The sequence below is a fragment of the Maridesulfovibrio salinus genome (assembly GCF_055394525.1).
The window spans coordinates 3,127,313-3,149,360 of the sequence record NZ_AP042461.1; the positions used below are offsets into that span (position 1 = coordinate 3,127,313).

The following is a 22,048-nucleotide window of genomic DNA, read 5'->3' on the forward strand; positions in this document are numbered from 1 at the left end:
AAAATCACTCCACCTGCAATACTGATCAAGCCTTTATGAAAAATTAAGACTTATTTTACACGGACCAGATCACGCTCGATAAGAGTCTCAGCAATCTGGACGGTGTTGAGGGCTGCACCTTTGCGGATATTATCTGCAACAATCCACATGTTCAGGCCGTTTTCGATTGTTTCATCTTCACGGATACGGCCAACGAAAACATCGTCTTCACCGGCGCAGTCAATCGCCATGGGGTACATGTTCTTCTCAGGATAATCGACCACGGTGATTCCGGGGAAGTTTGCCAGAAGGTTACGACACTCTTCAACAGTAACTTTTTCTTCTGTTTCGATATTTACAGACTCTGAGTGGCCGTAAAAAACAGGAACACGAACAGTGGTGGCAGTAAGTTTGATACTGTCATCGCCCATGATCTTTTTGGTCTCATTGACCATTTTCATTTCTTCCTTGGTGTAACCGTTATCAAGGAACATATCGATATGAGGCAGGCAGTTGAAAGCGATCTGGTGCGGGTAGGCACTGGGAACAACTTCCTTGCCGTTGAAAAGTCGGCTCACCTGGGTTTCCAGTTCGGTGATTGCTTTCTGTCCGGTTCCGGAAACAGCCTGATAAGTGGAAACAATAATACGTTTGATTTTAGCTTCATCATGGATAGGCTTCAGCGCGACAACCATCTGAATGGTGGAACAGTTGGGGTTTGCGATGATGCCGGGATGCCAGTCCAGATCTTCAGGGTTTACTTCAGGCACAACGAGGGGAATCTTGGGGTCCATTCTCCATGCGCTGGAGTTGTCGACTACAACACAGCCCGCTTTAGCGGCCAGAGGTGCAAACTTCTCGGAGGTTCCGCCGCCTGCGGAAAAAAGAGCCAGATCAAAGCCTTCAAAGGAATCCTCTTTAAGCTCAACAACGGTCAGCTCACCGTCTTTGTAAGGAACCTTGGTTCCTGCTGAACGGGAAGATGAAAAAGGAACAATTTCAGATGCGGGAAAATACCTCTGCTCAAGGACTTTGAGCATTTCACGGCCTACCGCTCCGGTAGCGCCTACAACCGCAACTCTGGGATTCTTGGTACTCATGGCAAAACCTCCGTATTTCTTGTCCGGACACATTATGCCCGGTTTTATCTGTTAATCACTTCAGGTAACCCCAATTACCTTTACTTCAGCCGAACTAAAATTTAAGAGCCTGTCCAATCTCAAGACATGCCTTGGCCCTGTTCAGGGTATACAGGTGCACTCCGGGAGCGCCGCCATCAAGAAGCTCCTGTGCCTGCCGGGTAGCGAACTCGATTCCAAGCTTGTAGACAGCATCATCGCCGCCCTCAGCGTGTGCCTTTTCCAAAGCACTCAGGAATTTACCGGGAATAGCCGCTCCGCACAAAGAAAGAATGAACTTGGCGGATTTAAGGCTCATAATAGGCAAAACTCCGGGAACAACCGGGACATCAATTCCCATTCCCTTCAACCTTTCGCAAAAATCAAAATAGACCCGGTTATCAAAGAAAAGCTGGGTGATAATGAACTCGCCGCCCTCATCGATCTTGTACTTCATCCATTTGAAGTCCTCTTTGATGGAAGGAGACTCAAGGTGCGCTTCAGGATACCCCGCAACAGCAATTCCGGTTCCCGGATGCTGCTCCTTCACATAGGTAACGAGATCGGAGCCGTGCTTGAAAACCTGTGTGTTGAAGTCAAAATTTTCATCATCCGCGGGAGCGTCACCACGCAAGGCAAGAATATTCTCAACGCCCGCTTCATTCAGGGCAGAAACAAATTCACTGATATTTTCAGGACTGGCACCGACACAGGTCAGGTGTGCAAGAGGTTCAATTCCTGCATCCTGCTTCATTCTTTTAACAATTTCAAGTGAATTATCCTGAGTACCACCGCCCGCACCATAAGTGACAGACGCGAAAAGAGGATTCAGAACCTTCAGTTTCTCCACAACTTCAAAAAACTTGGGCCATGAATCACGGTCCTTAGGAGGAAAAAACTCCAATGAAATGAACTGCCCGTTATCCTTTATCAGATCTACTATTTTCATCATGAACTCCAGTTAATTACTTGTACTCAGGAAAGGTATTCGGTGACTTTCCGAATCTCTCAGGATCTCTCCGAGGGCTTAAACCCTTTTTGAAAAAAGGGTTTAAGAATCCCAAAAACTTTTAGTAAGGCTTTGCCGCTTCGTAAGGCACTTCTTGCCGGGAACGATATTTTCTTGATTGTTCAAGCCTGAAATTGATTCTCCATAAATGCCACAGGCTCCAACTGCTTCGTAAGTTACTTCTTGCCGGGAACGATATTTTCTAAATTATTCAAGCCCGAAATTGATTCTCCGTAAAATACCTTAAACCGCAGAGGCCGCGCCCTGCTCCCTTTTCTGCAATTGCTTCAAAATTTCATAATTCACGGGGAGAAAATTTACTTCACGCATATTTTCAATGTCGAACCAGTCGAACTGCTGATTTTCCATGGACCGCACTTCGCCTTTGAATTCCCAGACATCGAAAAGAGAAAATTCCACAATATACTCTGGATAGTCAAAAACCCTTTCAATCCATAAATCGAAAGAAGTGGGTGTTATCCCCAACTCTTCCTGCATCTCACGGATCAAAGCGTCAGAACGGGACTCCCCGGCCTCAATCTTACCACCGGGAAATTCCCACCAGCCGGCATAATCCTTACCCTCGGGACGCTCAGCAGAAAGGAACAATCCATCCTTCCAGACAATCGCCCCCACAACATTAATGGTCTTACGCTCAGCCAAAATATTTCACCTGTAAAATTGTAGAGTTAGCGCCCCTGTCCTGAAAACTCTCTGACCCCGAAAAAATAAACTGGACTCCAAAAAACAAATCCCGATTCCCCCTACTCAGCCACACAAAGAGGCGAAGCCCCGATAAAAAAGTTTTGGGAGAGTCCAGAGAACACTTTTTCAAAAGGGTTCTTTGGCCCCCGGAGGGAACAAACTATGGCTCTAAAAAAACAAATCCCGATTCCCCCTCCCCTGACACACAAAGAGGCGAAGCCCCGCTAAAAGGTTTTGAAAAGGGGAGTCCAGAGGGGAAAAACTTTTGCAAAAGTTTTTCCCCTCTGGCCGTCGGAGACATCTAAGAATCTTCTAAAAGCTGTTTCTTACGTTCTTCGAGTTCAGCTATTTCATCTTCGAGCACGGCCATACGTTCCATAAGCTGATCAGCGTAGGCGCAGGTTTCGGTATAGCGGGAATTGAGTTCCACGGCAGCTGCTCCGTCATTGTAGAGTTCGGGATCATTGAGCTGTTCTTCCATCTCGCCCTGATCCACCAAGACCTTTTCTAGATCAGCTTCAAGCTTTTCATACTCGGCAGTCCTGGGTTTGAGTTCCTTGTAAAGCTTGTTGCGGATTTCCGCCTGCCGCCTTTTGTCTTCCTTGGAAAGCTTGCGTTTAGCTGGCTTATAGCTCTCGGAAGTCTCATCAGCACTTGAATTACTGGTTCCGGCCAGTTTCTCTTTACGGTAGTTATCATATTCTTCAAACGAAAAGAAAGTTTCGATTCCAGAATCAGTCAATGCCCAGATTTCTTCGGCAATTTCACCCAGCAGATAACGGTCATGTGCTACAAAAAACAAAGTCCCGTCATAATCTTTCAGGGCCTGAATAAGCCCTTCGCGGCTTTCAAGGTCGAGATGGTTGGTAGGTTCGTCAAGAATCATCAGATTGGCCCGGGAAAGAAACAGCGAAGAAAGTATAAGCCTGTTCTTTTCCCCTCCGGAAAGGGCGGAAACACGCCGTTCAAAATACCCCTCACCAAGCAAAAACAGACCGAGAACACTTTTGAGCTGCTCTTCTGTGGTATCAGGATCACTCAGCCTGCGTATCTCGGAAAGCACAGTGGACTCATCATAAAGAATCTCACTCTGGTGCTGGCTGAAATAGGCCAGAGAAGTATTCTGTCCTATTTTGGCAAATCCGGAATTGGGCTCCAGTTTACCCATGATAACCTTGAGTAGAGTCGACTTACCCGCACCGTTGGGGGCTGCAAGGGCAATCTTCTTGCCCCGGAAAAGCTGAAAATTAAGCAGAGGCCAGAGAGAAGGCGGATTGCCGTCATAAGAAAACTCAAGGTCAACCACGCTTATCGCGGCTTTGTCACCACGCTTGGTAGGCGGAAGACGAAAACTGAGAGTCCTGCCCCCGCGATTGATGTCCGCCTCTTCCTGCAGCTTGGAAAGTTCCTGCTCCAGCTTCTCCACCTTTTTGATTTTGGACTGGGCCTGAGCGGCCTTGCGGGCTTTCACCCGGAAACGGCGGATATAGGAGTTTTCACTTTCAATACGGGCGGAAAGTTTGGCTGCTTCACGGCTGCGCTGCATGGCGTTTTCGGCCTGCCACTCCAGATACTGAGTGAAAGACCCCCGGCGGACAACAGGCCTGCCGGAACCGAGAAAAAGAACATGGGTCCCCACCCTGTCCAGAAAAATACGGTCATGCGCAACGTAGATTACTGCTCCCCGGAAAGAAAGCAGATAATTCTCAAGCCATTCAACGGCCTCGAGATCAAGGTGGTTGGTAGGTTCGTCAAGCAGCAGCAGATCAGCACCCTGCAGCAGAACTCGCCCGAGCTTGGCGCGCTCACGCCAACCGCCGGACAGCTCCTTGATTTTGCTGAGCATGTCATGATCGGAAAAACCCAGTCCGGTAAGGATGGTACGGGCCTTGTGTTCAGGATTGTATCCGAACTGATGTTCAAGTTCGGCCTGTTTTTCCGAAAGACGGGTCATGAGAGCCTGATCATTGCTGTTTCCGGCCTCTTCCCACTGCTCCCAGAGGGTGTTCCATGAGGGCAGCGCGGAAAGAACCCAGCTCAACAGGGAATGCTCCAGAATCTCTCCGGTCAATTCCTGCGCAACATAGCCTATGCGGGCTCCTTTTGAGATGGACATAACGCCGGCATCGGGCTCAATCAGTCCGGCAATAAGTTTGAGCAGGGTTGATTTACCGCAACCGTTAGGACCGGTTACGGCAAGGCGCATTCCCGCGGAAACTTCAAATGACAGATCGGAGAAAAGATCTTCTCCGTTATAGGCTTTTTCAAGAGCCGTAATTGTAACTCTGGGCATTGGGACTCCAGGCACGAAAGCGGTAAAACCGCCTCCGAAAATACAGAATTCAATGAAATTTGGTATATGGAAAACCGGTTTATTCGCTTAAGAATGTCCGGTCGTCTGGCAGATCAAGCAGAGTAAAATACAGACAAGGACCAAGGATTGCAAGGACAATCCGAGAAAGCCCAACCTGCAAAGCGCTCGGGATACAGATTTAAATTTCTGACGGCACAAAAAATGAGCACCGAGACATTACATCACGATGCTCATATTAAATTTAACCATCGCCACGTATAAATACCCTTGAGGGAATCCACTATGTGGCGGTCGCAGATGAACAGAAACTATTTCAGCAGCTCTCTGACTTCATCCCCCGATGAGGCAGCCATGGCTTTTTCAGCCAGAGCACGGCACTCGTCCATACTCACTTGACGGATAGCTTCTTTCACATCAGGAACAGAAGGACCATTCATGCTGAGCTCGTCAAGGCCCAGACCGAGCAGCAGAGCAGAAGCCTTGGCATTTCCGGCCAGCTCACCGCACATACCCACTTCGATTCCCGCCTTGGATCCTGCCTCGCAGGTCCTTGCCACCATCCTGAGCACAGCGGGATTGAGGCTGTCGCAAAGTTTTGAAACAGAAGCATTTCCCCGGTCAGCGGCCATAACGTACTGGGTGAGGTCGTTTGTGCCGATACTGAAAAAGTCACATATTTCAGCCAGTTTGTCGGCAACTGCCACTGCAGAAGGTACTTCTATCATGATTCCGGTCTTGATATTTTCCGCAATGCTAACGCCTTCGGCAACAAGCTCCTCACGGGCCGAATTCTGGAAATCAAGCACACCTTTTAATTCTTCGACATCTGAAATCATGGGGAACATAATCCAGATATTCTCCTGAGTGGCGGCACGAAGCAGTGCCCGCAGCTGGGTCCTGAAAAGTTCGGGACGGGCCATGCAGAAACGCACTCCCCGCTCACCCAGAAAGGGGTTCTCCTCTTTGGGGGTATCGAGATATTTTACCGGCTTGTCGCCACCGATATCCAGAGTGCGGATTATGACCGGATTACCGTTCATAGCCCGGGCTGCTTCTAAATAGGCCTCAAACTGCTCGTTCTCATCCGGGGCCTGCTCACGGTCCTGAAAAAGAAACTCGGTACGGAACAGCCCGACACCTTCGGCACCGTATTCCAGAACACGGGGAGCATCGGCAGGTATTCCGATATTACCCATGACCATTATCTGTTTTCCGTCAGCAGTGATTGCCGGAGCGGCCCCTTTCGCCTTGGCGGCTTCACGTTCAGCGAGCCAGGCTTTGCGCTTGGCTGAAATTTCGTCCCGGATCTCCTGATCAGGCTCAGGCCAGATTTTTCCTTCAAATCCATCAAGAGCAACGCCAGATCCGTCCTTTATTCTTGCGGCTGCTTCACCGATACCGATGACAGCGGGGATTCCCATAGAACGGGAAAGAATAGCCGCATGGGAGGTAACTCCACCGGTTTCGGTCACAACGGCAAGCACTTTGTCCAGATCAAGCCCGGCAACATCCGAAGGGGAAAGATCGTGAGCAACGATGACAGCTTCATTCTCAAGGACTATGCCGTGATCCTCCTCACCGCAGAGAATACGTAGTACCCTTCCACCGCAATCCATAACATCAGCGGCGCGGGCTTTCATATATGCGTCATCAATGTTGCGGTAGCCTTCCGCCATTGAGTTCATCACCTCAAGCCATGCGAACTCGGCATTGACTTTGTCTTCCTCAATTCTGGATACGGCATTGTCACGCATATCAGGATCACCGAGAATAAGACCGTGGACTTCAAAGATAGCCGCATTGGCTTTTCCGGCAGTCTTCTCTGTTTCGGCACGCAGGGAACTGATCTCATTGAGAGCATCGGCAATGGCTTTATCAAGCCTCTGAACTTCGGCGTAAGTATCGGAAATATCCACCCGCTCAACTTCCGGCAGGCTTGCCTGATGAACGTATGCAGGGCCAATCGCATAGCCGTTGGAACCGGGAGCACCGCTTATAATACCGTCCTCCACAGAAACCTGAACCTGTTCCTCCTGCGGAATCTCCATGATATCCTCATCCCTTTCGCCGAAATTATCTTCGTGAAGGGCTTTGAGAGCTTCGACAGCCTCATGGGAATCAGGACCGCTGACGGAAACGGTAATCTTATCGCCGTTCTTCACAGCCAGCAGAGCGACCTGATTGATGCTTTTGGCTGATGCGCTCCGGTCACCCTTGCGGATAGTCACACCGGACTTGAATTTCCCGGCTGTGGAAACAAGATTGGCAGCGGGACGGGCATGCAATCCCATTTTGTTTACGATGAGCATTTCGATGCTGATTTCCTCACCTGCGGGAGCTTCCTCCTCTGCTGGTGTATCAACAGAAACACTTTCTCCGGTGATAGGGGCAAGCTGCTGAATCTTCACATTCATAGCTGCCCCGGCTTCATTACTGACTTCCTGAAGTGAAGCGCCTACCGAAGCCTGAACTGCCGCGGCCATTGTACCTTCGACTATTGGAGCGGAACAGAGCAAAACCTTTTCCTTAATGTCCTCGGAAAGAAAATCAAGCGCGGTTTCGGCGCTCATAAGCGCGCTGCCGAGATCCATGAGAACCAGAACTCCGTCTTCGGAACTGGCCGCAACAGATTCAATGGCCATCATAACCTTCATCGGATCAGTTCCAATGGGATTATCAGGATCATCAATCCCTCCCGCAGCTTCCATGACAACAGAACCACGGGTCATCTGTTCCGCCAGTTCAAGAACGCCCTGCGCCAATGTCTGGCTATGGGAAACTATTACTAATCCAACCATTTCTCTGTTCTCCAAGTCATTTTTCCTGAAAACACGGTAATTCAACCGATATTTTCGAGGTCTTGTTGGCAAAATCTGTCAAGCCGGCTCATTGAAAATCAGACTATCAAAAACACCTGATTAGAGCTTGATTTACTCTGATCTACAAACTTATCCGAAAATACTAAAATCAAATCCAGCGAAAAACATACAGCTATCTGGGAATTATAGATCACTGACAGACTATATAAAATAAGGCGACCGGGAAAAAAGTCTGCTCTGCCCAAAATATAAAACAGACATGGCAAGCACAGAAAAACCATGCTGATTTTTTTCTAACCGATCGCCTTTATGAATACTAAAGATGAATACTAAATAAGATTACTAGGCCAGAATCCCTTTCAGGGTTTCAAGCATGTAATATGAAGAGGTCGCACCCGGATCCTGATGGCCTATGGAACGCTCGCCCAGATAGCTGGCACGTCCCTTACGGGCCTGCAGGGGGATAGTGTCCGCAAGGGCCTTTTCGCCCACGGGCAATGCAGCTTCAACTATCGCGGGGATATCAGCCCCCTTACCTACTTCAGCATCGATGCATTCAAGCACCGGAGCCCAAAAATCGTACATGGTCTTGTCACCAAGCTCAGGTCTCCCGCGCTGCTTAATGCCTTCAACACCGGCTTCAATGAATTTCTGAAAATCTTCCGGGGTAAGTTCTTCCTTACCGGCAAGCAGCATTCCGCCTTTCATCCAGAAAGTTCCGTAAAGAGGGCCGCTGGCTCCACCAACGCTGGACATGAGAGTCATACCAACAGTCTTTAGGATGGTTCCGATATCCTTATCCTCAACAGTAGGCAGCTTTTCCGCGACCTTTCCGAATCCACGGTTCATGTTGATCCCGTGGTCGGCGTCACCGATGGCAGCATCAAGTTCGGTCAGGTATTCTTTTTTTTCGGTATAGACTTCGTTCAGCTTTCCGAGCCAGGCGATAAATTGTGCTTTGTTCATAATCTTTATCCTCAATATGTTGACGCCGCTTGCTTATGGGCATCCTGAAACTGTTATCATTTGTGACACGGTTGGGCCACCTGATCATTAAGGCGTCAACCCTTAAAAACCAGAACGCAGGCACAGAAGAACTCTCCCATGCCTGCGCAATCAACATTCAAAATCTGTCAACTACCAGACAAGGCCCGGAGTCTTAACCGGAGCATCCCAGAACTTAAGCATTTCATCGTCAACCTTCAGCAAAGTGACGGAGAAACCCTGCATTTCCAGTGAAGTGATGTAAGGACCTACAAGGTTACGCACGATGTTGACGCCCTTGGCCTTGCATACTTCGTCCAGCTTTCTGTAAACCGCGTAAAGTTCGGAAACAGGAGTTCCGCCCATGCTGTTTACAAAAGCGATAACATTGTCTCCGCTGGCGAAAGGCTCATCTGTGAGTTCCTTCTCCACCCACTGTTCGCCGTCCCATTCACGGACGGTGCGGGTGTAGGCGGGATCATCAAGGATCTGCTCGGCAACGTATTCGGCCATCTCATCAACTGACTTGATCGGCATGCGCTGGATTCCGGGCTCACCGTGGATACCGATACCCATTTCAACCTCTTCTTCACCGAGTTCGAAAGTGGGTTTACCGGCAGCAGGGACAGTGCAGGAAGTCAGCGCGACACCAAAGGAACGGCCGTACTGGTTTACCTTGCGGCAGAGATCGGAGCATTTTTCAAGGTCATAGCCCGCATCCGCGGCTGCACCAACAATCTTCTCCGCCAGAACAGTGGTTCCCACACCGCGTCTGCCTGCGGTGTAAAGGCTGTCCTTAACTGCCACGTCATCATCAATAAGAATGTTCTGGACTTTCACACCCTCGGAAGCTGCAAGCTCGGCCGCGGCTTCGAAATTCATTACGTCACCAGTGTAGTTCTTAACAATGAACAGCACACCTTCACCGCTGTCCACCGCTTTGGCGCATTCGTACATCTGGTCGGGAGTGGGAGAAGTGAAAACCTCGCCGGGACAGGCGCCATCCAGCATACCTTTTCCGACAAACCCGCCATGCATGGGCTCATGACCGGAACCGCCGCCGGAGACAATTGCGACTTTGCCTTTCACCGGAGCATCGGACCTGTAAACATATTTCGGCTCATACTTGACGGTAAGTTCAGGATGGGCAAGAGCCATGCCCTCGAGCTGTTCCTTTACAACATTTTCCACATCATTAATCAGTTTTTTCATCGTAAAATCACCTCTAAGTTCTGGGTTTCCTTCCGTGACCACAAACTAAATCAAAACAGAAAAGATGTCGACAAGTGAACCTGATTTTTTTCAATTCTATTAATATTTCTGAAGTTTTGGTTAATTTTGTTCACTTGTGAAAACTAAATTATCAATACTTCCCGCAAAGAAAGAAAATTCAATACCCGCTACAGTAAAATAGAAATAAAAAAAAGACACCAGCATAATTACAACCGAGACAGGATAAACTCTTAACCATGCTTACCGGATACAGTTCAAATATTATTATTGAATAAAATTATGTTAAACGATTCAAAGTCTCACCAGACCGCGAAAATATTAAGATTTCTACTTAAGACAGTTTTTAAGAACCCTTTTATTGAACTTGAAAATCTAAATCAATTATTAAAGCCATGTTTCCAATGCCCTATGTATTTTAGGGAATTAAGGTTCGACTAGAATCAAGTATTTTAAATTTACTCAAACAAGCTGATATCCCTTTTTCCGGTGTAGACCCCAATAGTCACACAAAATTAACAGGGCACAAAAAAAGGCTTAGCTCGTTAGAGCTAAGCCTTGTGGATACGCATGGTTGCGGGGGCCAGATTTGAACTGACGACCTTCGGGTTATGAGCCCGACGAGCTACCAAACTGCTCCACCCCGCGTCACTGTGAGAGAGGTTCTACAGACGGGGCCGTTCATTGTCAACAGCTATTTACAAATTTCCTAAATTTTCTTATCCCATCTCTCGATATGACAAACCACTACGAACTTTCACTCGTAATCCCTGTATACAATGAACAGGACAATTTACGAAAACTGATGCAGGAAATCGACTCGGCCCTGAAACCGCTTGATATCCCCTATGAAGTAATTTTTGTGGACGACGGCAGTACCGATACAAGCCTTGAAGTCCTCAAAGACATCTCAACTACATATCCGGAAGCCAGATATATATCCTTTGAACAAAACAGAGGCCAGTCAGCCGCGTTCTGTGCCGGTTTCGATGAAGCCCGCTCTGCACGGGTCGCAACCATGGACGCGGACCTGCAGAATGACCCCGCAGATCTTCCCGCTATGCTCAATCTGTATAATGAAGGCCACCAGATGGTTATCGGATGGCGCATGAAGCGTAAGGATGTGTTCATCAAGAGAATCGCTTCCAGAATAGCCAATGCCGTGCGTAACCGACTGACCCGTGAATCCGTCAAAGATACTGGGTGCTCATTAAAGATAATGGATACTGAAATGGTCAGAGCCATTCCCAGATTCAACGGTATGCACCGCTTCCTGCCCACTCTGATGAAAATGCAGGGGGCCTCGGTTGCGGAGGTTAAAGTCAACCACCGTCCGCGCCATCAGGGTGAATCCAAATACGGGACTCTGGACCGGGCCATTGCCGGGAGTTACGACCTGCTCGGTGTGCGCTGGATTCAGAGCCGCCATTTTGACTATAAAATCAAAGACCGCAGTGAAGATAATTCATGAGTGCCCTGCAGAATGATTCCAAAGTAAGCATCAAGGCCCTCATCAAAGGACTGGCCATGCTTACGGTTCTGGGCGCTGTGGTCTACCTTGTCCGTTACGCCGGACTTTCCGAGGCTCTCGACACCCACTGGATAGACGACCATGTCCGCTCACGCGGGCTTATGGGTGTGCTTACCTATGTAGGTCTTTCAGCCTTCTTCTCCGCGGTGGGCTTCCCGAGACAGGTGATTTGTTTCATGGGCGGATACGCATACGGATTCGCCCTCGGTTCCCTGCTTGGAACAATCGGAACCGGACTGGGCTGCGCCTGCGCGTTTATTTACTCCAGACTGGTAGGCCGTTCTTTCATCAAGCGCAAGTTCGGCAAACGCATCCAGAAGGTTGACAGTTTTCTGAGCCGAAGCCCTTTCAACATGGCCCTGACCATCCGCTTCTTTCCGCTCGGAAGTAATGTGGTGACCAACATTCTGGCCGGGGTTACCAGTATTCCGGCACTTCCATTTATTCTGGGCTCAACCATCGGTTACCTGCCGCAAAACATTGTTTTCGCCCTGTTCGGGTCAGGGGTTAATGTTTCTTCTACCGCCCAAATGATACTTGCGGTTGTTCTCTTTGTTATATCTTCCCTTTTAGGATTTAAAATCTACCGCAAATACCGGAATCAGGCCGAAGCTGTGGTTGAATGAGAATTTATTTCGAATTCCGAAAAAAACCGAACCAGTCTCTCCGGCTGCTTCGGTTTTTTTGGCCCCTTTTGTTGACAAGGAGAATCATTTTCAATATCGATTAAAAAAATTACTAAAAAGGTGGAAAAACATAAATGACCCCGAATCAGATAGTACGAGCACTTTACTCACTTATAAAATCCAAACAGCCTACTTTTATCTGGGGCCCTCCCGGTGTGGGCAAAAGCCAGATCGTGACCGAAACAGCACAGAGGCTTGATTATGAAATAGCCGATCTTCGGGCAGTCCTACTTGATCCAGTTGACCTGAGAGGACTGCCAAGAATATCAGCCGAAGGGGAGGCCACATGGTGCGCCCCATCATTTCTGCCTAAGGAAGGTAGAGGTATTCTTTTCCTTGATGAACTTAACGCAGCCCCTCCTCTGGTACAGGCCGCATGTTATCAGCTGGTGCTTGACCGCAGACTGGGAGAATACGAGCTGCCGGAAGGATGGATGGTAATCGCGGCTGGAAACAGGGAATCGGACAAGGCGGTAACACATCGCATGCCCTCGGCTCTGGCCAACCGCTTTGTTCACCTTGACTTTCAGGTAAGCGTTGAAGACTGGCTGGATTGGGCCGCCCATACCGGAATCGCCGAAGAATTGCAGGCTTTCATAAAATTCAGACCCAACCTGCTGCACGACTTCGACCCTTCAAGAAATGAAAAAGCCTTCCCTTCTCCCCGCTCATGGGAATTCGTGTCCGGTATTATCAAGTCAAATCCCGACCCGGAAGTTGAGTATGAACTTTTCAAAGGAACAGTAGGTGAAGGAACGGCAGCCGAACTTACGGGATTCTGCAAAGTCTACCGCAAACTTCCAGACCCGGAATTCATTCTGAAATCCCCGGAGATGGCCCCTATTCCCGAAGACCCCGCAACCACCTACGCTTTGTGCGAGTCAGTAGCAGGGAAAGCGGCGCCTGAGAACTTTGAAAGCATTATGACGTTTGCCAGACGCCTTCCTGTTGAATTCGCGGTGCTACTGGTGCGTAACGCGGTTAAAAAGGACCGCACTATTGTACAGTCGGAAGGATTCTCCAACTGGGCAATCGCCAACTCGGATGTCCTTGTTTAGGTTCAATCATGGAACAATACCGCAGACTGCTCAAGGCCCGTGCCGCCCTGCTTCTGGAACAGCCGTTTTTCGGTTCCCTGTGCCTCCGGCTGGAAACGGTCAAGGACAACACCTGTGGCGGTGCATGGACTGACGGAGTTAAATTCGCCTACAATCCCCACTATCTCAGTACTCTTAACGACAACGAACTGAAAGGATTACTGGCCCATACGGTAATGCACCCCGCCTGCCAGCACCACAAACGCAGAAACGGTCGTGATGAAAGGATCTGGAATATGGCCTGCGACCACTCCATAAACTGGATTCTGCTCCGAGCTGGCTTTGAACTGCCGCCCGGCTACCTTGACGATGAGAAATACCACGGCATGACCGCCGAAGATATTTTCCTTGAAATGACCCGGGACTTCGATCAGGACGGCAACCCCGAAACAGGGAAACAGCAGGACGGGCCCAAACGTCTCGATGCCGAGTATGAAGACGGCCAGGGACAGGGAGACGATCTTGAAGGCAACGAAGAAAGGGATCAGGATCAATCATCCGGTGAAAGCGAAGACAGCGACTCAAATCAGCCAGAGGATGCACAGGAGACTGAAGAAGCAGAAAATAAAGATAATCCAGAACAGTCCGCCGATCCCGGTGGAACGGGAGAAGTCCGAGATGCACCCGACAATGATACCGGAGGCGGAGACAGCGGCAATGAAAAGGATATCGACTGGCTGACCGCTCTGGCACAGGCCGCAAATCAGGCAAGGGACTGCGGCGACATCCCCGGAGACCTGCTCCGTATGGTTGAAGATTTACTGTATCCGAAAGTGGACTGGCAGGAACTTCTTGAACGCTTCATAAGCGCCCGTGCTCGAAATGATTACTCATGGACCCCGCCAAGCCGCAGGCATCTGCACATGAATGTTTACCTGCCCTCGCTTTCAACTCTGCAGTTGCCTGAAGTGGTTCTCGCCATTGACACATCAGGAAGTATCTCACCGGGAGAACTGGACCAGTTCAGTGCTGAACTTTCAGGGATACTTGAAGCCTACGACACGGACGTAAGGGTAATCTGGTGTGACACATCAATAACCGCCGAGCAGGTTTTCAGCCGAGCCGACCTTCCGCTCGAACTTGAACCCAGAGGCGGTGGAGGAACCGATTTCAGGCCCGTCTTCAAAAGCATTGAGGACAGCAATCTAGATCCGGCCTGCCTAGTTTATCTAAGTGATATGGAATGCGGATTTTTTCCTGCAGAGGAACCACATTATCCTGTCCTATGGGCCAGAACAGGTGGCGGAGGCAGAATCCCCCCTTTTGGTGAAGTGATTGATGTGTGCTTATAAATTTATACAAATCCGGAGACATAAATGATCATAGAATGGAAAATAAACAAGAAAAGGGGCAATTACCGACCAGTACTGACCTACAGCATAAAACTGGAAGATTTCGAAAAGGATCTGGCTCTGCCACGGGTGGTCATTCAATCTGAAATTCCCGAACCGCCCGAGTCATGGTCCGCAAGCTGCCTGCCGGATAAAAATGAAAGAAACGGTGTGGAATGTTCCACATACCGGATTTACACCCCTGACCACAAAACAGGAATACTTGAAGGAAAAGCCGTTCTGCCCTGGCGGGAAACAGGAAACTATCCGGAAGTTGAAACTTCCTTTCGCGCTTTGAGAGACAATTTTGAAAAAGTGCTGAAGCAGGCTTATGACAGCCTGCCACTTGAGGAGAATGGGAGGCTTGAGATGTCTCCTGAAATAAAAAAACTTATTGCCGGGGGAATCGTTTCTGAAAAATTCCTCAAGGCTGTAGGTTTTTAATAATATTTACAGCTCATGCAGGTCCCTCCCCTGCGAAAAGAAGCGCATTCACAATGAACGGTGATGCGCTTCTTCTTTTTTAAATCCTTACTTTTGCACTTAACAAAACAGGGCCGCACATGTAAGAAATTCAAAATCATAAACACCAACCAGATATGCCAATATGCCGCTTTACGAAATAATCATCATTTCAGTTGCCCTCGCCATGGATGCTTTCACCATCGCTGTAGCCTGCGGGCTGTGCATGCCCAGCGTGAGCAGACGCCAGAATTTCAGGCTGTCCTTCCATTTCGGACTGTTTCAGGCTCTCATGCCGCTCTTAGGCTGGGGAGCCGGACTGGCGGTAAGATCCATGGTCGAAACCTATGCTCCTTGGATTTCCTTTATACTGCTATCGTTCGTGGGCGGAAAAATGATCAAGGAATCATTTGAAACTGATGACTCATGTAGAAATTTCAAAGACCCCACCAAGGGAATGTCACTGATTTTTCTGTCGGTGGCCACCAGTCTGGACGCGCTTGCGGTCGGCTTGTCTTTTTCAATTATGGATTACCCCATAGCAGTTCCCTGCATTTTTATAGGCATAACCGCCCTTATTCTGACCTCGCTTGGACTATGGCTGGGTAAATCATTTGCAAAAGCCTCCAGATACAGTCATATAGCCGAACGCGTGGGTGGTACAGTCCTGATATTGATCGGCCTTAAGCTGCTCATTCAGTGATGGATTCACACCTTACTGATAAAATTGAAACAATTGTAAATATCTCTTTTGACAGTGAACGCGCATAAGTATATTCTGTGTTCGGTTTTTTACACTCAAATAAACTTAGACCGGCTTCCCAGCTAAAGCCAAAGGACGGATATTTTTACCAAATGCCTTTATTGCAACCCCCACCCTATAAACCTAAACTCCCTCTACAATCCGGACACCTGCAAACTATTTTTCCCCGCCTGTTCAGAAAAGTAAGCCTCCCTCCTGTCGTTAAAAGACGAATTGATACTCCTGACGGCGATTTTCTGGATATAGACTGGCATCTCGCAAGCAGCTCACGACTTGCAGTGATTGCCCACGGCCTGGAAGGCAACTCCAGAAGACCTTATGTACTTGGAATGGCCCGCGCGCTGGTTCTGGCCGGATGGGACTGCATAACTTTCAGTTTCCGCGGATGCAGCCATGAAATGAACAGAAGGCCCGGTATGTACCACAGCGGACAGACTGAAGATCTGCACACTGTTCTTGAATACGGATTGAACCACGGCATATACGAAGATGCGGCCCTCATCGGATTCAGCATGGGCGGTAATCAGGTACTTAAATATCTTGGTGAAAACCCGGCGAAAGTTCCCTCTAAAGTCAAACATGCCATAGGGATTTCAGTTCCCTGTGACCTTGCTTCTTCCGCAGAAAAGCTTTGTTCCAGATCCAACTTCATTTACAATCGATATTTTTTGCGATCGTTGAAAAACAAAATAAGATTGAAGCATAAACAATATCCAGAACTTTACCCTCTGAACAAACTCTCCTCCATCCGCAATATTGTCGATTTCGACAACACTTATACAGCACCGATAAACGACTTTAAAGATGCCCATGATTATTACGAGAAATCATCATGTAAACAATTTCTCAAAAATATTTCCGTCCCATCATTGATAATCAACTCAGAAGATGATCCTTTCCTTACTCCGGAATGTTTCCCCATAGATGAAGCCGCAGCGAATCAGAATCTGTCTTTACTCATGCCCAAATACGGCGGCCATGTAGGGTTTGCCGACCTGCCTATGGAAAAACAGCTATGGTCTGAAGACCGCACGATCAGATTTTTAAATACATAACACCACCTAAACGACAGCCCCGGCGGGACAAATCCTGACCGGGGCTTTATTACTTTCCGGGAGGGCTACTTCCTTAAAAAGGGCCTGAGTTCCTTTAAAAGTCGCATACAATAACACGCCATATAGGCAGGAACGTTACTGGCGGCTGTTGTTTTAATGTTGTTAGCCACCACACTCAGTTCTTCCAGCCCGAGACTCTGCAACTCACCTTCAAGCCTTTGCGCACTGCTTATTATTTCTTCGAAATCACCATTATCTACCGCATCATCAAGAACAGACATAATACTCCGCAGCCTGTCTGCGGACTTCTCAATAACATCTTCAACCTTTTCCGGCGGAACACCGGCCTCTACAAGAAGATATTTTTCAACAGCCTGTCTCAATTCAGAAACCATTTCCAACTCCGATTCTTCAATTTACTGAACGGGGCAAATTAATATCAAGCCCCGTTCAGTGTTCTTGGTAAATTAATCTTCACTTCTGAGTTCCTGTACCAGATTCAACAACTCCTGAACCTCAGCTGAAAGCAGCTTGGTTCCCTCTGCCGCCAGTTCACTGTTACGAGCGTTTTCCTCAGTCATGGAATCAATTTCGCCAACGCTACGATTGATTTCATCAGAGGTGGCCGACTGTTCCTCGGCGGCTGTGGCGATGGAACGGACCTGATCCGCAGAGTTGCGTGCAAGTTCAACAATCTCAGCAAGCATTTCTCCGGACGAGCGGGAAAGCTCAGTCGCACTTTGTACCGCGTCCACAGTTGAATCCATTCCCTTTACGTTTTCACGGGCCAGCTTCTGGATTCCATTAATGCTGCTCTCAACTTCGTCAGTCGCGCCGATGGTCTTTTCAGCAAGCTTGCGCACCTCGTCCGCCACAACTGCAAATCCGCGCCCGGCTTCACCGGCTCTGGCTGCCTCAATGGCGGCATTCAGGGCCAGCAGGTTAGTCTGATCGGCGATATCGTTAATCACACTGAGCACATTTCCAATATCCACAGCCTGCCTGTCCAGATCCTGCATGGACTTCTTGAGCTGGTCGGTGCGGTCCTGAATGTTGGACATAGCACTTATAACATTCTGTACAACCTCTGCTCCCTCACTGGCCTTGCGCATGGACATTTCAGAGCTTTCATTTGTTTCAGTAGCATTCTTTGCCACCTCAAGTACAGTAACATTCATTTCTTCCATGGCGGTCGCTGTTTCAGTCACGCGCTGCTTCTGAAACTCACTTCCACGCTTTATTTCATCCGCACTTCCAGTAACCTCAGCGGTAATAGTAGAAATACGGTCAATTACGTTTTGCAGCTGATCGGCGGCTGCAAGCATACCTTCCTTCTTGGCTCCTTCTGCCTTGAGTTGGGCTTCACGGGCCTGTGCGGCGGCTTCCCCGGCAATCCTTGCCTGTTCCTGAGCCTCAGCCTCCTTGGCGCGGATACTTTCAAGATTCTCTGAAAGAGTCGAAACCATCGTGTTCAAAGCCACCTGAAGAGTTGAAATCTCATTGCGTCCTTCAGGGTTGAGCTTAACATCAAGATTACCCTCGGCTACGGCTGTTGCCGCATCAGTTGACTCGGTCAGTGGATTCACTATGGTCCGGATAAGGTAAACCGAAAGAGGAATCACGAGCAGAACCAGAACAGCACCGGCAACCAGAACTATTCTCAAGGTAACAGAGTCCGCGCTTTGAGTCATCCCGGCGCTCATCTTCCCGGTTTCCTTCTCAATGTTATCAAGGTAGACACCGGTTCCAATCCACATGTCCGTACCCGGAATCATCATGGCGTAACTGATTTTGGGCTGAACCCCGGCTCCCGGCTTTTCAAAATAATACTTAACAAAACCACCGCCGGAATGGGCCGCCCTGTTGAGTTCACGGATCAGGTACAGACCGTTCTGATCCTTCAGACCGCCCAGATCCTTTCCCTGAAGTGACTTCTTGGGCGGCATGACCATATTTACTGTTCCCTTGTAGACAAAGAAATAACCTGAATCATCATCTTCAAAACGCACAGGATCAAGTACCCTGCGAATCAGGGCCAGTTTTTCTTCACCACTGGATACTATCTTAATTTCTTCACCAATAGACAGAGCCATACTCTTTGTTGCCACAAGGACTTTCTCTTTCTGGCCCTCAAGCATAATTTCGGCAGTGCTGCTCACACCATAGGAGGTAATATCTCGAATCGCACCGAGAAAAAAGACTCCGGTAACCACCAGAAACACTACCATCAAAGCCAACAGCAGAAAAAACCTTGCTCCAATTGATAAGTTCTTGAACATAACCCTCCCCCTTTTTTAGAGTTAGCGGGGATTTTATCAAACAGCCCGGTCTGAAACCTCATGACAGACCTTACTGTAAGTATACACTCACGAGAGTTATTGGCAACATATTTCGTAAATATTCTAAAACGATGCAAACTTGATCATTGGAACAGGTCCTGAACTCACTGGTGAAACTGACTTACTCTCACTATAGAAATAATCACTAAACGAAAATTATCCATATTAGTTTACTCAATACATCTCAGATTAATGTGGAACAAGGCATCATCCATACTACCTGCTTTATACATACATAACTAAATGTATAGTACCTTAAAAAACAAAAATGCCGGAAGCTTTCGCTTCCGGCATTTTAAATATAAAAACCCTATCGGATTAAATCACATAATCGACAACACTGCGGGTTTTAACAATCTGCTTGATAAAAGCCACACATTCCTGGTGCAGGGGGTGCACCGCATATGTCTGCAGATCTTCTTTGCTTTCAAACTCTGAATAAAGAATTACACTGCATTCAGGAGCAGCTTCAAAAATGTCCGCGCTTACTTCAAGATGTTTCAGCACATCAATTTTTCCATTAAGAGCTTCAAGCATCTCTTTCATCTTCGCGGCATTTTGCGCCGCAGTCGCTCCTTCCGCTTCCTCTTTGAGAGTCCACATAACGATATGTTTAATCATTCTTCCTCCGTTTCCAAGTGCATATTAGATCAGGACAATGGCCCCCGGTTAAACCCGGAGTCTTATTAAGAACTATTTTTTAAAGCCTTGCAAACTGTTATTCTCCGCTGCGCAGTTCCTCTACGAGGGAAACCAGCGCATCAACTTCATGGGAAAGCTCCTTGGCACTTTCCGCGGCTGACATACTGTTGCGAGCGTTATCTTCAGTCATTGAATCAACTTCGGAAATGCTGCGGTTGATTTCATCAGATGTTGCAGACTGTTCTTCAGCTGCGGTGGCGATGGACTGAACCTGACCTGCAGCATTGGAAGCCAGTTTCACAATTTCAGCCAGAACATCGCCTGAAGATCTTGAATGATCAGTAGCCCCGGCAATTGCCTCCACAGCGAGCCTCATTCCGGAGATATTCTGCTGTGCCAGTTGCTGAATGGAAGTGATAGTTTTATCCACTTCATCTGTAGCACCGATTGTTTTTTCTGCGAGCTTGCGAACCTCATCAGCGACAACTGCAAACCCGCGTCCCGCCTCACCTGCACGAGCAGCTTCAATTGCGGCGTTAAGAGCGAGCAGGTTGGTCTGGTCTGCAATATCGTTGATCACACTCATGACCTTTCCGATCTCGGTGGACTGGGTATTAAGCTTATCCATAAGCTGCTCAAGATCATTGGTCTGGGTCTGAATACCGACCATTGACTCAATTGTCCCCTGAACTACCCGCTGGCCCTCTGTAGCCTTGTTCTTTGTATCTTCAGTGTCCTTATTAGTCTCGGTAGCGTTCCTTGCCACCTCAAGAACAGTGGCGTTCATCTCTTCCATGGCAGTAGCGGTCTCAGCTATGCGCTGCTTCTGAAAATCACTTCCGTTCATGATTTCATTGGTGGACTGTTCAACGGCACGGGAGATTTTTACAATATTATTAAGAACACTTTCAAGCTTGTTGGCCGCCGCAAGCATACCTTCCCGCTTGGCTCCTTCAGCCTGTCTGCGGGCTTCATCGGCTTCCTGTGCGGCAATCTTTGCCACACGGGCCTGTTCTGCTGATTCAGCTTCCTTCTCTTTGATATCCTTAAGGTTGGTATCAAGGGTTTCAACCATGGTATTGATGGAATGCTGAAGGGTGGAAATCTCGCTTTTCCCGGTAGGGTTGAGCATAATTGTCAGATCGCCGGAAGCAACACGGCACGCTGCATCGGTAGCATCCTTAACCGGACGCACTATGGAGCGGACGATAACAATACAAAGGGGGGCGATAATAAACAGAAGAATGGCGAGCATTATCAGGACAGTTCTTGTAGTCCCAACCTGAACATCCTCTTTCATTTCAGCGTGAACACGGGACTTTTCCTCTTCAATATTATCAATATAAACACCGGTTCCTATCCACATGTCGGTTCCGGGAATCATTGTGGAATAGGCAAGCTTGGGCTGCAGCCCCTTACCGGGTTTGTCGAATACATATTCTACAAAACCACCACCCTTTTCAGCTGCCTTACGCAGCTCTTTGACGAAATAAACACCGTTCTTATCCTTGGCTCCGCCAATATCCTTGCCTTGAAGAGATTTCTTAGTCGGGAGAGCTACGTTTGTAGTTCCTTTGTAAACAAAATAGTAACCGGATTTATCCTTTTCAAAACGAAACTCATCAATACTTTTACGAATGAAATCCACTTTGGCTTCATTCCCCTGGACATCTTTCAGCTGTTCCCCCAGTGAAAGGGCTACTCCACGGGTGGCCACTTCGATTTTATCTTTCTGTCCCTGAAGCATCACGCTTTCAATTTCATAGAGCCCAACGTCCACTACTTCCTTGATCTGCATCAGGAACAGAACTCCGCTTAAAAGCAGAAACAGAAACATTGAGGCTAAAAGCAGAATAAATCTGCCACCGATGGATAAATTTTTAAGCATTGAAATCCCCCTGCACTTTTTTAACCGATTACTAACGTGCTCACATAATTTACATCTATTTTATGCATGAAATCAAACACAAATGATCCTCTCCCT

18 protein-coding genes and 1 tRNA gene are annotated in these 22,048 nt (G+C 48.2%); 7 read left to right on the top strand and 12 right to left on the bottom strand.

Features of this window, described 5'->3' with window-relative positions:
• Nucleotides 1–50: 50 nt before the first annotated feature.
• From ACZ5PW_RS14270 to ACZ5PW_RS14305, 8 genes are all read right to left on the bottom strand, one after another.
• Entirely contained in the window at nt 51–1,079 is a 1,029-nt protein-coding gene (locus ACZ5PW_RS14270; RefSeq protein ID WP_464554838.1) for an aspartate-semialdehyde dehydrogenase, read from the bottom strand.
• 94 nt (nt 1,080–1,173) lie between these two features.
• Nucleotides 1,174–2,046: a methylenetetrahydrofolate reductase gene (locus ACZ5PW_RS14275; protein WP_464560419.1), complete on the bottom strand. Its 873-nt coding sequence runs from the start codon at nt 2,044–2,046 to the stop codon at nt 1,174–1,176.
• A 303-nt stretch (nt 2,047–2,349) separates the two neighbouring features.
• The gene (locus tag ACZ5PW_RS14280) at nt 2,350–2,769 is read right to left on the bottom strand and encodes a (deoxy)nucleoside triphosphate pyrophosphohydrolase (protein ID WP_464554839.1); all 420 of its coding nucleotides are present in this window, start codon (nt 2,767–2,769) and stop codon (nt 2,350–2,352) included.
• A 343-nt stretch (nt 2,770–3,112) separates the two neighbouring features.
• Nucleotides 3,113–5,104: an ABC-F family ATP-binding cassette domain-containing protein gene (locus ACZ5PW_RS14285; RefSeq protein ID WP_464554841.1), complete on the bottom strand. Its 1,992-nt coding sequence runs from the start codon at nt 5,102–5,104 to the stop codon at nt 3,113–3,115.
• Between the two features lie 329 nt (nt 5,105–5,433).
• Nucleotides 5,434–7,923, bottom strand: coding sequence for a phosphoenolpyruvate--protein phosphotransferase (gene ptsP, locus ACZ5PW_RS14290; RefSeq protein WP_464554843.1), 2,490 nt, complete (start codon nt 7,921–7,923; stop codon nt 5,434–5,436).
• Nucleotides 7,924–8,286: 363 nt separating this feature from the next.
• Nucleotides 8,287–8,910 (bottom strand): dihydroxyacetone kinase subunit DhaL, encoded by a 624-nt coding sequence (dhaL, locus tag ACZ5PW_RS14295; protein ID WP_464554844.1) that lies wholly within the window; start codon nt 8,908–8,910, stop codon nt 8,287–8,289.
• A 171-nt stretch (nt 8,911–9,081) separates the two neighbouring features.
• Entirely contained in the window at nt 9,082–10,140 is a 1,059-nt protein-coding gene (gene dhaK / locus ACZ5PW_RS14300) for a dihydroxyacetone kinase subunit DhaK (RefSeq protein WP_464554848.1), read from the bottom strand.
• 589 nt (nt 10,141–10,729) lie between these two features.
• Nucleotides 10,730–10,806: transfer RNA gene (locus tag ACZ5PW_RS14305), tRNA-Met, on the bottom strand.
• 88 nt (nt 10,807–10,894) lie between these two features.
• Between ACZ5PW_RS14305 and ACZ5PW_RS14310 the strand changes: the two genes are divergently transcribed.
• The 7 genes from ACZ5PW_RS14310 (at nt 10,895) to ACZ5PW_RS14340 (ending at nt 17,083) form a co-directional block, all read left to right on the top strand.
• Nucleotides 10,895–11,629 carry a glycosyltransferase family 2 protein gene (locus ACZ5PW_RS14310; protein ID WP_464554849.1) on the top strand — a complete coding sequence of 245 codons (735 nt, stop codon included), beginning with the start codon at nt 10,895–10,897 and terminating at the stop codon, nt 11,627–11,629.
• Nucleotides 11,626–12,315 (top strand): TVP38/TMEM64 family protein, encoded by a 690-nt coding sequence (locus tag ACZ5PW_RS14315; RefSeq protein ID WP_464554851.1) that lies wholly within the window; start codon nt 11,626–11,628, stop codon nt 12,313–12,315. Before ACZ5PW_RS14310 ends, ACZ5PW_RS14315 begins: the two co-directional genes overlap by 4 nt.
• 134 nt (nt 12,316–12,449) lie before the next feature.
• Nucleotides 12,450–13,433 carry an ATP-binding protein gene (locus ACZ5PW_RS14320; RefSeq protein ID WP_464554855.1) on the top strand — a complete coding sequence of 328 codons (984 nt, stop codon included), beginning with the start codon at nt 12,450–12,452 and terminating at the stop codon, nt 13,431–13,433.
• An 8-nt stretch (nt 13,434–13,441) separates the two neighbouring features.
• Nucleotides 13,442–14,764 (top strand): vWA domain-containing protein, encoded by a 1,323-nt coding sequence (locus ACZ5PW_RS14325; RefSeq protein WP_464554858.1) that lies wholly within the window; start codon nt 13,442–13,444, stop codon nt 14,762–14,764.
• A 24-nt stretch (nt 14,765–14,788) separates the two neighbouring features.
• The gene (locus ACZ5PW_RS14330; RefSeq protein ID WP_464554860.1) at nt 14,789–15,247 is read left to right on the top strand and encodes a hypothetical protein; all 459 of its coding nucleotides are present in this window, start codon (nt 14,789–14,791) and stop codon (nt 15,245–15,247) included.
• A 163-nt stretch (nt 15,248–15,410) separates the two neighbouring features.
• Nucleotides 15,411–15,968: a manganese efflux pump MntP gene (locus tag ACZ5PW_RS14335; protein ID WP_464554862.1), complete on the top strand. Its 558-nt coding sequence runs from the start codon at nt 15,411–15,413 to the stop codon at nt 15,966–15,968.
• Between the two features lie 152 nt (nt 15,969–16,120).
• A complete protein-coding gene (locus ACZ5PW_RS14340) occupies nt 16,121–17,083 on the top strand; it encodes a YheT family hydrolase (RefSeq protein ID WP_464554863.1) in 963 nt (320 codons plus the stop codon).
• 65 nt (nt 17,084–17,148) lie between these two features.
• Here the strand turns inward: ACZ5PW_RS14340 and ACZ5PW_RS14345 are convergent, their stop codons facing one another.
• The 4 genes from ACZ5PW_RS14345 to ACZ5PW_RS14360 form a co-directional block, all read right to left on the bottom strand.
• Complete coding sequence (locus ACZ5PW_RS14345; protein WP_464554864.1) at nt 17,149–17,478, bottom strand: Hpt domain-containing protein; 330 nt, start codon at nt 17,476–17,478, stop codon at nt 17,149–17,151.
• Nucleotides 17,479–17,550: 72 nt separating this feature from the next.
• Nucleotides 17,551–19,362 carry a methyl-accepting chemotaxis protein gene (locus tag ACZ5PW_RS14350; protein ID WP_464554867.1) on the bottom strand — a complete coding sequence of 604 codons (1,812 nt, stop codon included), beginning with the start codon at nt 19,360–19,362 and terminating at the stop codon, nt 17,551–17,553.
• A gap of 378 nt (nt 19,363–19,740) precedes the next feature.
• Nucleotides 19,741–20,043: a Dabb family protein gene (locus ACZ5PW_RS14355; RefSeq protein WP_464554870.1), complete on the bottom strand. Its 303-nt coding sequence runs from the start codon at nt 20,041–20,043 to the stop codon at nt 19,741–19,743.
• Between the two features lie 97 nt (nt 20,044–20,140).
• Nucleotides 20,141–21,952 carry a methyl-accepting chemotaxis protein gene (locus tag ACZ5PW_RS14360; RefSeq protein WP_464554873.1) on the bottom strand — a complete coding sequence of 604 codons (1,812 nt, stop codon included), beginning with the start codon at nt 21,950–21,952 and terminating at the stop codon, nt 20,141–20,143.
• Nucleotides 21,953–22,048: the final 96 nt, after the last annotated feature.